At 46.2% G+C, this 13,080-nt stretch carries 14 protein-coding genes; 9 read left to right on the top strand and 5 right to left on the bottom strand.

All coding sequences use genetic code 11. The features are described from left to right. Positions 1 to 179 precede the first annotated feature (179 nt). On the bottom strand, positions 180 to 605 hold the full coding sequence (gene tnpA / locus MNV_RS07250) for an IS200/IS605 family transposase (protein ID WP_096204837.1): 426 nt from the start codon (positions 603 to 605) through the stop codon (positions 180 to 182). A 328-nt stretch (positions 606 to 933) separates the two neighbouring features. Between tnpA and ahaH the strand changes: the two genes are divergently transcribed. The 9 genes from ahaH (at position 934) to MNV_RS07205 (ending at position 9,176) form a co-directional block, all read left to right on the top strand. Further along, positions 934 to 1,260, top strand: a complete 327-nt coding sequence (gene ahaH, locus MNV_RS07245) for an ATP synthase archaeal subunit H (protein ID WP_096204835.1) — start codon at positions 934 to 936, stop codon at positions 1,258 to 1,260. Continuing rightward, positions 1,253 to 3,223, top strand: coding sequence for a V-type ATP synthase subunit I (locus MNV_RS07240; RefSeq protein WP_096204834.1), 1,971 nt, complete (start codon positions 1,253 to 1,255; stop codon positions 3,221 to 3,223). Before ahaH ends, MNV_RS07240 begins: the two co-directional genes overlap by 8 nt. 5 nt (positions 3,224 to 3,228) lie before the next feature. Further along, complete coding sequence (locus MNV_RS07235; RefSeq protein ID WP_096204833.1) at positions 3,229 to 3,456, top strand: ATPase; 228 nt, start codon at positions 3,229 to 3,231, stop codon at positions 3,454 to 3,456. A gap of 16 nt (positions 3,457 to 3,472) precedes the next feature. Continuing rightward, positions 3,473 to 4,024: a V-type ATP synthase subunit E gene (locus MNV_RS07230; RefSeq protein ID WP_096204832.1), complete on the top strand. Its 552-nt coding sequence runs from the start codon at positions 3,473 to 3,475 to the stop codon at positions 4,022 to 4,024. 4 nt (positions 4,025 to 4,028) lie between these two features. Beyond that, positions 4,029 to 5,048, top strand: a complete 1,020-nt coding sequence (locus tag MNV_RS07225) for a V-type ATP synthase subunit C (RefSeq protein WP_096204830.1) — start codon at positions 4,029 to 4,031, stop codon at positions 5,046 to 5,048. Continuing rightward, a complete protein-coding gene (locus MNV_RS07220; RefSeq protein WP_096204829.1) occupies positions 5,049 to 5,348 on the top strand; it encodes a V-type ATP synthase subunit F in 300 nt (99 codons plus the stop codon). Between the two features lie 71 nt (positions 5,349 to 5,419). Further along, a complete protein-coding gene (locus MNV_RS07215; RefSeq protein ID WP_096204827.1) occupies positions 5,420 to 7,156 on the top strand; it encodes an ATP synthase subunit A in 1,737 nt (578 codons plus the stop codon). Position 7,157: 1 nt separating this feature from the next. Next, positions 7,158 to 8,549, top strand: a complete 1,392-nt coding sequence (locus MNV_RS07210; protein ID WP_096204825.1) for an ATP synthase subunit B — start codon at positions 7,158 to 7,160, stop codon at positions 8,547 to 8,549. Positions 8,550 to 8,555: 6 nt separating this feature from the next. Then, the gene (locus MNV_RS07205; protein WP_096204824.1) at positions 8,556 to 9,176 is read left to right on the top strand and encodes a V-type ATP synthase subunit D; all 621 of its coding nucleotides are present in this window, start codon (positions 8,556 to 8,558) and stop codon (positions 9,174 to 9,176) included. Between the two features lie 52 nt (positions 9,177 to 9,228). Here MNV_RS07205 and MNV_RS07200 read toward each other — a convergent pair whose 3' ends face one another. The 4 genes from MNV_RS07200 to MNV_RS07185 form a co-directional block, all read right to left on the bottom strand. After that, positions 9,229 to 9,549 (bottom strand): protealysin inhibitor emfourin, encoded by a 321-nt coding sequence (locus MNV_RS07200; protein WP_096204822.1) that lies wholly within the window; start codon positions 9,547 to 9,549, stop codon positions 9,229 to 9,231. 60 nt (positions 9,550 to 9,609) lie between these two features. Next, positions 9,610 to 10,494, bottom strand: coding sequence for a M4 family metallopeptidase (locus MNV_RS07195; protein WP_256999987.1), 885 nt, complete (start codon positions 10,492 to 10,494; stop codon positions 9,610 to 9,612). 403 nt (positions 10,495 to 10,897) lie between these two features. Continuing rightward, a complete protein-coding gene (locus MNV_RS07190) occupies positions 10,898 to 12,148 on the bottom strand; it encodes a S8 family peptidase (protein WP_179293854.1) in 1,251 nt (416 codons plus the stop codon). A 326-nt stretch (positions 12,149 to 12,474) separates the two neighbouring features. Beyond that, positions 12,475 to 12,969, bottom strand: coding sequence for a hypothetical protein (locus MNV_RS07185; protein ID WP_096204818.1), 495 nt, complete (start codon positions 12,967 to 12,969; stop codon positions 12,475 to 12,477). Positions 12,970 to 13,080: the final 111 nt, after the last annotated feature.

Genomic DNA, 13,080 nt, shown 5'->3' with positions numbered 1-13,080 from the left:
TAGTGCCTAAAAAGATGGGAATTTAGGAATTTATGTGCGCCTGATTTATATGATAATAACCAGATTTTGGTATTTTATCGCCTTTCGGGAGCATGAGTTTTCCGCAGCGTTCAGTCACGGTATACCCCGTACGATGCACGAGGCCTGTATATAACGGTTTATAGGAATATACAGGAATATCACCTGTTATATTCGTATGTATTATGAGATGAAATATACCTCTCGACAACATCCCAACCATTACCTACAGAACCGTGGTAACAGCTTGGTGCCCCCAGATGATCGCCACACCAATCCTTTAAGTGAGGAAATTCTTGTCTGAGGACTCTACTGGTACTACCTTCAATTTTCTTTGCAATAAAACTGACGGAATATTTTGGCGGGTATTTTATAAATAGATGTACATGGTCTGGATTGACTGCTATATCTATTATCTCTATGTCAAGCTCATTACAGGTCTTTCTGATTATCACTTCGGCCAGGAATGCAACTTCACCGATCAATATTTTTCCTCTGTATTTGGGTGAAAATACCATATGGTCTGTCAGCAGCGATACCGTATGCCTGTCATGGCGCATTTCCTTCTTAGTTACTATCCTATCCATGACCGATAATCTAAAGTCTTTATCTAAAATTCTTTACTAAGAGCAATGTGAAAGTATTTTTGAGACAATAAAGCCTGGAATAAGTAACCGCAGCATCTTGAAGCTGGCATATCCTGCCATAGCATTTATGCGCCGGTTTCAATCATGGGAGAAGAATAATGTACCTGGTTCCCCTGCCTTAAAAAATTTAAAACGATTTATCATTAAAAATAGCGCTATGCGCCCTTGCAAAAAAACCATTCCAAAAGCGAATAATTTAAGTAGGTGCTCTCCTATGTGAAGGAAGAAAAACACAATCTTATTATTATTTCAGATTTAGAGGAATCCCATGACACGAGCTGAAATTTTATCAGACATTAAGCAGGCTGAAGAGGAGGCCAAATCTTCAGTCATCCAGGCGAACGAGACCAGGAACCGGAAGATTTCTGAAGCACATGCACAGGCAAGAGAGATAATCAAGAAGGCTGAGGAAGAGGCCCGGAAATCTTACGAGTCTGCAATAGGCGATGCACGGAAAAAGATCAAAGAAGAGAGAGAGAAAATTGTCCGGGCAGGGATCGCAGAGGCTGACGAGAGCAAGAACAAGGCCAAGAAGAATGTACAGAAAGCCACTAAATTTATTTTAACCGAATTCGAGAGGGCAGCAGATGCTTAAACCCACAAGAATGACAAGGGTCGTGATTGCAGGCACGAAGGACATGATGGAGAGTACCATTTCCACTCTCCACAAGTCAAACGCGCTGCATATAACGGATTACCAGGAAGAGACCGGGGATTTCAAGATCGGGAAGCCCCTGAAACCTGCTTCCAAATTCTCCGAATACCTGCTTTCTTTGAGGGCGATATCAAACCAGCTCGGGATAGCTGCAAAAGAACCCTCATCCAGGCAAAGTTCAAAAGAGCTGCCTTTGCAGGTCGATGAAAAGATAGCAAAACTGCAAAACGAGGTCTCATCGCGCACCGATGAATTGAGGAACATTGAATTCAAGATTAAGGAAAAAGAAGACCTTATATCTGCTGTTAAACCGTTCTTCGGGCTTCCATTATCATTACAGGAATACTACGGGTATGAGACAGTAAAAGTCTATGTCGGGTATATCGAGAGCGATATAAAGCCGGCTCTCTCCAAAATAACGGATAAATACGAACTGTTCACCGGAGAGTACGAAAAGAGAAAAATATTTGCGCTGTTCATTCCCCGCACCTTTGAGGGAGATGTCCAGAAACTGCTCCAGGAAGAGCGCTCGTATGTCGAAATAAAGGTGCCTGAATTAAAAGGTAACCCGCCGGTCATACTCGAAGGGCTCGCAAAAGATGCCGCAGCACTTCATGAAAGATATGCAGCCCTGAAATCCGAGCTTGATAGTATCAAGAAAGAATATGCGGACTTCATAATGGCGGCTGATGAGTTCCTTTCGATAGAGACACAAAAGGCGGAAGCTCCCCTGCGGTTTGCCACAAGCCCGAATGCGTTCATCATCGACGGGTGGGTGCCTTCAAGAAAGTACGGCGAGATCGAATCAAGATTACAGGATAGCACAGGCGGAAAGGTATATTTTGCCAGGGTCGAGGAGGAAGTAAAAGAGGAAGATATACCGATTGAGCTTGAAAATCCAAGGCCTGCAAAACCCTTTGAATTACTTATCAATACTTTCGCAACACCAAAATACCGGGAGATAGACCCTGCGGCTGTGGTTTTCATCACATTCCCGCTGTTCTACGCCATAATGCTTGGGGATATCGGGTACGGTATCATAGTGGCTATCATGGCGCTCGTTATCAAAAATAAGTTCAAGACCGGGGAGCTCAATGCACTGTCACTGATACTTCTCCTCTCGGCTGTGCTCTCAGTAATTTTTGGTTTTATATATGGGGAACTCTTCGGTTTTCCGATTTTCAACATTGAGGAGGAAGGAAAAATAGTACATGGAATCCTTGGAGAAGGTCCCGCAATAGCAGGTTTGCATTTACCGATCCACAGATTTGGAGAAGTTCAATTGCTACTCCTGGTAACATTGATAATCGGCATCGCTCATATCTTCCTGGGTCTTGTAATCGGATTCCGGAACATTGCAATAGAGCATGATATAAAGCATGCGGTCTTTGCTAAAGGAAGCTGGATGATGATATTGATCGGCGGCGTTGCTGTCATAGCTAAATTGATGCCTGCCATGATGTCTAAATCGCCAATACCTTTGAGCGACCCTGTCTTTGCCGGAGGGCTGGTGCTCGGTTTAATCGGGATCATACTTCTGATAAAAGGAGAAGGGTTTATATCCATTCTGGAATTACCCACTCTCCTGAGTAATGTCCTTTCATACTCAAGGATACTTGCAATAGGCTTATCTTCGGCAGGAATAGCTCTTGCAGTCAACACGCTTGCCATGGATCTTTTCATCAGGCCGGAAGGAGTACTGCTGGGTGGAGGGATTCTCCTTGCCCTTGCAGGTGTGGTAATTTTGTTCATCGGGCATCTGATCAACCTTTTACTGGGGATCCTGGGCCCGGGTATCCATTCACTGAGACTTCAGTACGTGGAATTTTTCACTAAATTTTATGAAGGGGGAGGTAAGAAGTACACCCCCTTTGGTTATAATAGAAAATATACGGAGGAATAATAAAAATGGTAGATCCATCACAAGCTGGAATGGTAGCACTTGGAGCAGGAATAGCAGTAGGATTAGCAGGAATCGGCGCCGGTATGGGCGAACAGGCCATCGGTGCCGCGGCAGTAGGTGCAATGGCTGAAGATGAGAAATTCTTCGGTAAAGGTCTGTTGATGACAGTCATCCCGGAATCCATTGCAATCTTCGGTCTTGTCGTATCCCTGATATTGCTGTTCGTATTCTGAGGCAAAGTGAACAAATATGGGACTCGATGCTATAGTTCAGGAGATTAAAGCAAAAGGCAAAGCAGAAGCAGACAAAATAAGCGGAGAGACCTATCAGGAAGTTTCAAAGATAATTACAGAGGCGGAATCCCGGGCAGCAAAGCTTAAAGCTGCGAAGCAGGAAGCTGTCAGGAAAGAGATCGAAAGATTGAGGCAGCAGGAGTTATCAAGCGCTCATCTGGAAGTCAAAAGAGCAATGCTGAACGCGCGTAAGGAACTTCTTGATGAGGTTTATGAGAAGGCAAAAGATTCGGTCGGCAAACTCCCGGCTGACAGGAACCAGAAGCTTCTAAGTTCGATCATCAAAAAGAACGAAAACAGTAATGCTAAGATATATTCCAGGGCAAAGGACACGTCTGCGGTCAAAAAACTTACAAAGCTTAATTATGCCGGTGAGATTGACTGCATCGGAGGTGTTCTAATAGAGAATGAGGATGGAACAGAGTATCTTGATCTCAGGTACGATACGATTTTAAAAAATGTCAGTGAAAAGTCATTAAAGCAGGTCTCCGATATCCTGTTCGGGTGAAAAAATGGGTGTTTCAAGCAATGTTAAATATGCATATATCGTAGCCCGTGTCAGGGCTATGAAAGGTAAACTCATTCCCAGGGAGATGTATCCCAAGTTCCTGAACATGGAGATACCCGAGATTACCCGGTTTATCGGGGAATCGGAGTATAAAAAGGAGGTCGATGAACTCGGCAAAAAATATACAGGAACCGACCTCATTGAGCATGCGCTGAACCAGAACCTTGCACTGACTTACCGCAAATTAATAGAAGTGTCGCAGAACGAAGCCAACTTTTTGATCACGGAATACCTTCGTTTCTGGGACATCTGGAATATAAAGACGATCCTGAGAGGAAAGTTTTCAGGTGCCGGCGAGGAAGAAATACTTGAAGATATAGTTTCAGGCGGTCAGTTGAGATACAGGGATTTATCCGAGATCGTCAAGATTGGTACGGTTGAAGGTGTGATCGCTGCGTTCGCAAAAACCCCCTATTATCCTGCACTTGAAGGATATAAGGGAGACCTTGCCGAGATTGAGAATGCTCTTGATAAAATGTATTATTCCAACATAATTAAAGCCGCGGATGCTACTGGAAATAAATTATTCTTAAAATTCCTCAGGACTGAAATAGATCTGAAAAACCTGAAGATGCTCTTCAGGATGAAATGCGCCGGTATGGAACGCGATGAAACGATCAGAGTTCTTATACCAGGCGGTATGGAACTTAAGAACAGCGACCTTGCCAGACTTGCATCCCTGCCTCTTCCTGAGTTCGTACGCGCTCTTGAAGAATATTCTTACTGGGGTGCGATATCAGACGTAATCGGTGAGTTAACTTCTCTTATAAATATTGAGACACGTCTTGATAAATATGGACTTGTGTATGCCTCCCGGATATCGTACTACTACCCGCTTTCAATCCTGCCCATACTCGATTATATATCGAGCAAGAAAATCGAAGTGGACAATCTCAGAATAATAGTGCGCGGAAAAGAGACCGTCCTTCCCGAAGAAATAATAAAGGCACACCTGGTGATGTAGATGGAAATTGCAGTTGTAGGACATAATGATTTTGTATTAGGGTTCCGACTTGCCGGTATTCGAAAGACTTATGATGCCACCTCTGATAATATAGAGGCAAAGATCCAGAACGTGTTGAACGATAAAACAGTCGCGATTCTTTTGATTCATAATAACGATCTGGAAAAGTTATCACCGCATATGCAAAAAACACTCGATGATTCTGTTGAGCCCACTGTAATAGCCATTGGCGGAAAGGGTGAGAGCACGAACCTGAGAGAGAAAATAAAACAGGCGGTGGGAGTCGATCTCTGGAAATAGTATGATACTAATGGAAACGATAATAGACCCCCGGATTTATTCGGGGGATTAATAAGAAGGTGTCTTGGAAAATGAACGCAAAAGGTAAAATTTATAGAATATCAGGACCAGTTGTCATAATCAGCGGTTTAAATACCCGTATGTACGATGTGGTCAAAGTCGGAAATGAAGGACTGATGGGTGAAGTGATAGGTATAGAGGGGGATAAGTCCACAGTACAGGTGTATGAAGAGACCTCAGGTATAAAGCCGGGTGAGCCTGTGGAGAACACGGGTATGCCGCTGTCTGTTGAGCTTGGACCCGGATTGCTTGAGAGCATATACGACGGGATCCAGCGCCCTCTTCCGGTCTTAAAAGGTTCGATGGGCGATTTTATTAAACGCGGGGTATCTGCGAACGGTCTTTCCCGGGAAAAGGAATGGGATTTCGTACCGACGGTGAAGAAGGGAGACAAAGTAAACGCCGGCAGTATATTAGGGACCGTCCAGGAAACGCAGAACATCCAGCAAAGGATACTGGTGCCTCCAAATATTTCAGGCACTGTCGACGAAATAAAGGCTGGCAAATTCAAGGTCGATGAGGTCGTATGCACCCTCAGCGACGGAAAAGAACTCACGATGATGCAGAAATGGCCAGTCAGGAAGCCAAGACCGGTAAGCAAGAAATTGATGCCAAATAAACCGCTGATAACAGGTCAGAGAATCCTTGACGGTCTTTTCCCCGTAGCAAAGGGTGGGACGGCAGCTATCCCCGGTCCGTTCGGGAGCGGAAAAACCGTTACCCAGCAGCAGCTCGCAAAATGGAGCGATACCGAGATCGTAGTGTACATCGGATGCGGTGAGCGGGGTAACGAAATGGCGGATGTCTTGAACGAATTCCCGGAACTTGAGGACCCGAAAACCGGAAGACCTCTGATGGAGAGAACAGTGCTTATCGCAAATACCTCTAACATGCCAGTTGCAGCCAGGGAAGCATCGGTTTATACGGGCATCACCATAGCCGAATATTACAGGGACATGGGTTATGACGTATCCCTGATGGCAGATTCAACTTCGAGATGGGCAGAGGCGATGAGGGAAATTTCATCACGCCTTGAAGAGATGCCTGGAGAAGAGGGTTATCCCGCTTATCTTGCAGCAAGATTATCTGAATTCTATGAGCGCGCGGGTAAAGTGAACGCCCTCTGCGGAAGAGAGGGTTCTATTACGGTCATCGGGGCGGTCTCGCCTCCGGGCGGCGACTTCTCAGAACCGGTTACCCAGAACACGCTCCGTATCGTCAAGGTATTCTGGGCACTTGATGCTAAACTTGCCCAGAGGCGGCATTTCCCGGCAATAAACTGGCTCAACAGTTATTCATTATATACAAAGGCGCTGGGCGACTGGTACAATGAAAGCGTTTCTCAGGAATGGTCAAAGCTGAGGGACGATGCAATGGAGTTGCTCCAGAAAGAAGCCGAGCTTCAGGAAATCGTTCAGCTGGTGGGTTCGGACGCACTCCCGGAAGACCAGCAGCTTACGCTTGAGATCGCAAGGATGATACGGGAATATTTCCTCCAGCAGAACGCGTACCATGATGTGGATACATACTGTCCAATGGACAAGCAGTACAAGCTGCTAAAAGCCATCACAATGTGGGGCAATAAAGCCCAGTCCGCACTCGAAAGCGGAGCTGCTGTTGAAGATATCATGAAATTAAAATCAAAAGATGCCCTTGCAAAAGTCAAATTCGAGAAGGACTTTGACTCAGCGCTCGGCGCGGTTACAAAGAGCATGGAAGAAGAGTTTGGCAACCTGAGGGGGAAGTAACATGACAAAAGAGTACAAGACAATCAGAGAAATCGCAGGACCTCTTATCTTTGTTGAGAAGACGGAACCAGTCGGATACAATGAACTGGTACATATCACCCTCCCTGACGGCAGTAGCAAGAGGGGACAGGTACTTGATACTTCCGAGGATATTGTCGTTGTTCAGGTGTTCGAGGGCGCCGGAGGACTTAATAGAGAGTCAAGCGTCAGGTTTACAGGCGAAACAATCAAACTGCCGGTCTCGATAGACCTGCTCGGCAGGATACTCTCAGGCTCAGGTGAGCCGCTTGACGGCGGACCCCGCATTGTGCCTGAGGACAGACTTGAGATAACAGGTGCAGCTATCAATCCTTATGCCCGCCTTCCGCCAAAAGAATTCATCCAGACAGGCATCTCCACCATAGACGGGATGAATACGCTGGTCAGGGGTCAGAAACTTCCCATATTCTCAGGCTCGGGTCTCCCGCATAATGAAATTGCGCTTCAGATAGCCAGGCAGTCAAAAGTCAGAGGCTCGGATGAGCAGTTCGCAGTGGTGTTTGCCGCAATGGGCATTACCAATGAAGAGGCACAGTATTTCATGCGCGACTTTGAGCGCACAGGCGCCCTTGAGAGGGCTGTTGTGTTCCTTAACCTTGCAGACGACCCGGCTGTGGAGCGGCTTATCACGCCGAGGCTTGCACTTACAGCGGCAGAGTACCTTGCATATGAACATGACATGCATGTGCTGGTCATCCTGACCGATATCACGAACTATTGCGAAGCGCTTCGCCAGATGGGCGCCGCAAGAGAAGAAGTGCCTGGCAGGCGTGGGTATCCCGGATACATGTACACAGACCTGGCTTCTCTGTACGAACGCGCAGGCGTCGTTAAAGGAAGAAAAGGCTCGGTCACACAGTTCTCCATATTATCCATGCCTGGCGATGATATCACGCACCCGATCCCTGATCTTTCTGGATACATTACCGAGGGACAGATCGTTATATCAAGGGAATTGCACAGGAAAGGCATCTACCCGCCGGTCAACGTGCTTCCGTCACTCTCAAGGCTGATGAACTCAGGCATAGGGGCGACCAGGACAAGGGAAGATCACAAGTCGGTCTCCGACCAGTTATACGCAGCCTATGCAGAAGGCAAGGACCTGAGAGGGCTTGTAGCTATTGTAGGCAAGGACGCCCTCTCTGACAGGGATAAGAAATTCCTTGAGTTCGCCGATATGTTCGAGGACAGGTTCGTGCGTCAGGGTGGGGACGAGAACAGGGATATTGAAACAACCCTCGATCTTGGCTGGGAACTCCTGTCTTCACTGCCTGAAGCACAGCTCACAAGGATAGATAACAAGTACATCCAGAAATATCACCCGGCGCACAAGGGAAAGCAGGAAGGAAAGTAAGGATATATGGCTATCAAGGACAATATAAAACCCACACGTTCGGAGCTCATCGAACTCAAGAAGAAGATCAAGCTGAGCCAGAGCGGGCACAAGCTTCTTAAAATGAAGCGCGATGGCCTGATACTTGAGCTTTTCGCAATACTTGAGAAAGCCAAGGACGTAAGGGCGGAAGTGGAGAAGCAGTTCGCCGTCGCCTCACAGAAGCTCGCTATCGCCAAGTCCGTGGAAGGCACGGTGGTGGTGAGATCCACAGCTTTTGCCCTCAAGGACACGCCAAAACTGGAGCTTGAAAGCAAGAACGTGATGGGTGTCGTTGTTCCTAAGATCGAGGCTTCAAGTGTCCATAAGAAACTGAACGAACACGGTTACGGCATAATAGGCACGAGCTCCCGCATCGATGAGGCCGTGGATGCCTATGAAATCCTTGTTGAGAAGCTCATCCTTGCTGCAGAGATAGAGACAACGATGAAGAAGCTGCTTGACGATATAGAGAAAACGAAGCGCAGGGTGAATGCGCTTGAGTTCAAGGTCATCCCTGAGCTTACCGAGGCGAAGGACTTTATCGTGTTAAGGCTTGAAGAGATGGAAAGGGAAAATACGTTCAGGCTGAAGAGGATAAAGGGATAGGATTTTCTATCCCCTTCTCAAAATTCAATTATTATAGGCGTCATTCCTGTAACTATCGCTCTTTTCCAGCCTGTTCCATTGCAAGTTTTCTCAAAAGTGCTAATAAAGGATGCAAAGCAGCCGGGGCTGTAACATCGTTAAATGACAATGAAATCCTTCTTTTGGCATCGTATAGTGAGAGGCGGTAGAAAAACACATCAGGAGGACCCGCTGAAGTGGGAGCAACTTCACTTTGCTGGATTTTAAATATCCCGGAGCTTTCCACGAGACTCAAGAGTTCTCTGGCAACGTCCTCTGGAAGCTCATCGGTATTCGCATGATATCCATACCGCAGGTTAGCATATCCTCCTGAAAATTCAAAGTCAATGCGCATGTTGTATCCCCTCAGACTACATAGCCTCCGGTGTTTTGTTCAGGGTGACAACTCCCGGTCTTAACTTGGCAGTCCTACAGCCTTGAATGCAGCTCTCACCTTCTGCGGCGAGCCTTTGGGCACCTTCCCTTCGTTGGCGAGATCTTTTGCAGATTGCGCAATAACTTTGACGGCATCATTGAAGTTCGCCGTAGGCCAGAGTTTCTGCAGTGCGTTGTACCAGATAAGGGCTGCCTTATCAGTTCCAAGATTCATCTCCGTTGCCGCAAGGTAAAATGCCTTGTTCGGGATTCCGCTGTTGATGTGCACGCCATAGTTATCCGCAGAACCCTTGTAGTAGTCATTCATGTGACCCGGCTGCGTATCCTTGCCCATGAGTTCGTTATCATACGCTATTCCTGGCTCAAGCATGGAACGGAGTGCCTCACCTTTTAGTTCAGGTCCCATTATCTCGTCGCCTATGAGCCAGTCCGCCGTATCTGCAGTCTGCCCCTCGACATGCTGCGTGATCACGCTCCCGAAGACGTCTGAGAAATGCTCGTTCAGCGCTCCGGACTGACCTTTATAAGCAAGATTTGCGGTCCATTGCGTAACGCCGTGTGCCAGTTCATGAGCTATAACATCGAGAGACTTGGAAAAGTTAGTGAAGATTTTGCCGTCACCGTCGCCGAAAGTCATCTCGTCGCCGTCCCAGAAGGCGTTCTGATACTTAACGCCATAGTGAACATTGAGTATAATGTCCATGCTGGCATCGTCGATTGAGTTACGACCAAGTACGTCTATGAAGTAGTCACGAACTCTGCCAGCGTGATCGTAAACATCGTTCGCAGCATCGTCGTCCGCTGGAGATCCGTCCTCGCCCCTTATCAGGTTAACACGCTGCTTCCACTGATTCTGGCAGTCGTACACCTGCCGGGAAGCTGTCCCTACGGCTTCAAAGGACATGAACTCTTGCATTGCTGCCTTACGGGATGTTAACTCGTACACAGCTGTAACCCTGATCTCTCTCTTTTCGCGGCTCAGCTTGCTTTGATGAACGCTGTCTACGGCTTCCATGATTCCTTTTCTTGCCAAGTTCTCAAGAACCTGGGGTGGAACAAACATACAATGGCACTTGTGAACTTGTAAGGTTCTTTTCATTTTTCCAGGTCTAATGCACATTTTTATCACCTCTTTCCGATACCCCATACGAACTGGCGTGCGATTCTTTCATATGCTGTTCTTCCATTTGACGGACAATTTTTTCCTAACTCTTTTTCCCACATATTTTTCCTCCAGTTTATATCCGAAAAGGCTTAACCGAATATAGATCGACGCTGCCTTTTCAGAAGCGAAATTTTAATTACTCTTATTCAGGCTTTTTCGGCTTCGTTTTCTTTATTAATAATTTGTAGGCTGCGTACGCCTGGACTATACCATAACCTGAGTTATGATCAAAACCTGTTTCGCCAATGTCCTTAGCCGTCTTTCTCAATACAGCTTTTACCTGCGCATGAGTTAAATCCGGTCTGGCGCACTTGAGCAAACCGATAACTCCTGCCACTATCGGTGTTGCTGCAGATGTCCCGGTATCCGGATCATTATATCCTTTAAAATGTGTTATTCCGCAAAGATCCGGTTTTTCGCTGGAAAGGGCAGCAGGTCCCTGACTTGAATAACCTGCCAGTTCTCCCTTGATATTTACTGCGCCCACAGTTATGACCTCAGGATGCCCGTTCGCCCCCCAGATACTTCGCCCGGAACCTGTATCGGAACCACAGCGGAAATCTTTTTCCTGACAGAACTCACCACAGTTCCCTGCACTGAAGCAAACTATAATCCCTTCCCTTATTGCTTCCAGAGCTTTTCTCGTAAATGGATGGTTTGGGTCCCTGGCGTAATCAGGAGCCCATTCTTCCTGGTAAGAATTCCAGCTATTGGAAAGAATCTGGGGAGTCCCGTCTCTCTTGTGATGTTCTATAGCCCATTGAAAACCGGCTATTGCATTGGAAATGGCTCCCTCAACATCCGGAGTTGTCCCCGGAGGATTTTTAAGCACACCTATATCGTAAATTTTTGCTTCAGGACACATACCAATGACATCCGTTGCTGTCATATTACCATGACCGCCTTCAGTTCCCCACTTAGAACATTTCTCTGGAGACCAGCCATCGATCACAATATCTCTGGATAATGCATTAACTCCATCATCGCAGATACCTATAACAATGCCCTTTCCTCGTATACCTTTTGCCCATATTTTGTTCGCACCCAGATACCGGGCAACCCTGTTTAAATCTCCTTTGGACACATCCGTGTCGCAGTCATAGGTCGGCGCTATTCTCGCATCCGTCCAAACTTTAATGACGTTTGGTCTGGATTCAAGCTCTTTCTCTTTGCCTTCTTCTATTTCGCCCCGTACCAGCATCACAGTCTCATTAGATGCTTCGAAACTCGCCGCAAGATGATCAGGAGGGTTTCCTGGAACAGGCTTGTAATCCTTATCCAGTTTAAATCCTTCAATATCAAACTGAGATGTAATCTCATTTGCTACAGCCATTAATCTGGATTCTGGTACTTTTGGTGCTCTTATCTCTACAATAACTTTCTTTTTGACCATATTGTTCCCCCGTTTCAAATATTTTCCATCATGATCATTAATTATCAAGCATATTTTCCAATTGCTCATCGTAGTTAGGTCTAATATTTAATTCTACCAATCCCACCTTTTATTCTACCGATGTTTCTTGTTAATACCATTTTTAATCAATTATACATCGGAATTTAGCAACACTTGTTTTCAATGCGTCATTATAATGTATAAAACTTTTGGTAGAGGAGCTTTGGAGGTTTTGGAGGGCTTCAACTTATTTCACAGAGCTCTCACTTCAGGTGTAAAAGCTATTCAAGAAGTCATAGGTTTTGTGATGCACCAGTGTGCTTCTATTATGATAAAATTTTCTTAATATACATCTCAATCACCGCAGGCTCTACGGTCTTGCCGGCCCAGAACTTCAGGATACTCCCTTTATTTATCACAGCCACCAGGGGCAGTTTCTTTTCCTCTGCCTCTTCGTGAAAGATGATATGGTAAAGCGCTCCTCCTTCATGCCTGTCTTCAGCGACCTCGATGACCTCGATCCTGTCCTGGTATTTTTTTGCAATTTCATCTATATTGGGCTGGTTTCCCTCACAGAGCTTGCATTTATCGTCCCTTAACCTGTCGCGCCGTATGTTGAGAAGTACAGGGCGCCCGGTTTTGATGATCCTGTCAGTAAGCTGCTCCACCGGCATGTATTTATCCTGGATATATTCCTCGACTGTATCTTTATACTCGGCATGTACCTGTTCAGGGGTAAGTGAGTTCGCCTTTGCAAGCGCATTGATATACTTCCTCCTGAACTTTTCCTTGTGGACGATTAAAAGTTGCTTGAGGTTCATGGCTATCGGTAAATCAGATAATCTTCGATGGTATAATAAAGTTTCTTGAGCCTCTATGTTGCATTCGTAGAAGCTTTTTACTCGGCACTATCCCATAATCCAGTTATGAAT

This window comes from Candidatus Methanoperedens nitratireducens (assembly GCF_900196725.1).
Classification (GTDB): domain Archaea; phylum Halobacteriota; class Methanosarcinia; order Methanosarcinales; family Methanoperedenaceae; genus Methanoperedens; species Methanoperedens nitroreducens_A.
This window is presented reverse-complemented; position numbering and strand designations above follow the sequence as displayed.

What these genes read in the sequence shown, in the direction of transcription:
- tnpA (WP_096204837.1), bottom strand. Translation starts at nt 605, where the DNA reads ATGGATAGGATAGTAACTAAGAAGGAAATGCGCCATGACAGGCATACG.
- ahaH (WP_096204835.1), top strand. Translation starts at nt 934, where the DNA reads ATGACACGAGCTGAAATTTTATCAGACATTAAGCAGGCTGAAGAGGAG.
- MNV_RS07240 (WP_096204834.1), top strand. Translation starts at nt 1,253, where the DNA reads ATGCTTAAACCCACAAGAATGACAAGGGTCGTGATTGCAGGCACGAAG.
- MNV_RS07235 (WP_096204833.1), top strand. Translation starts at nt 3,229, where the DNA reads ATGGTAGATCCATCACAAGCTGGAATGGTAGCACTTGGAGCAGGAATA.
- MNV_RS07230 (WP_096204832.1), top strand. Translation starts at nt 3,473, where the DNA reads ATGGGACTCGATGCTATAGTTCAGGAGATTAAAGCAAAAGGCAAAGCA.
- MNV_RS07225 (WP_096204830.1), top strand. Translation starts at nt 4,029, where the DNA reads ATGGGTGTTTCAAGCAATGTTAAATATGCATATATCGTAGCCCGTGTC.
- MNV_RS07220 (WP_096204829.1), top strand. Translation starts at nt 5,049, where the DNA reads ATGGAAATTGCAGTTGTAGGACATAATGATTTTGTATTAGGGTTCCGA.
- MNV_RS07215 (WP_096204827.1), top strand. Translation starts at nt 5,420, where the DNA reads ATGAACGCAAAAGGTAAAATTTATAGAATATCAGGACCAGTTGTCATA.
- MNV_RS07210 (WP_096204825.1), top strand. Translation starts at nt 7,158, where the DNA reads ATGACAAAAGAGTACAAGACAATCAGAGAAATCGCAGGACCTCTTATC.
- MNV_RS07205 (WP_096204824.1), top strand. Translation starts at nt 8,556, where the DNA reads ATGGCTATCAAGGACAATATAAAACCCACACGTTCGGAGCTCATCGAA.
- MNV_RS07200 (WP_096204822.1), bottom strand. Translation starts at nt 9,549, where the DNA reads ATGCGCATTGACTTTGAATTTTCAGGAGGATATGCTAACCTGCGGTAT.
- MNV_RS07195 (WP_256999987.1), bottom strand. Translation starts at nt 10,494, where the DNA reads ATGTCCTTTGAAGCCGTAGGGACAGCTTCCCGGCAGGTGTACGACTGC.
- MNV_RS07190 (WP_179293854.1), bottom strand. Translation starts at nt 12,148, where the DNA reads ATGGTCAAAAAGAAAGTTATTGTAGAGATAAGAGCACCAAAAGTACCA.
- MNV_RS07185 (WP_096204818.1), bottom strand. Translation starts at nt 12,969, where the DNA reads ATGAACCTCAAGCAACTTTTAATCGTCCACAAGGAAAAGTTCAGGAGG.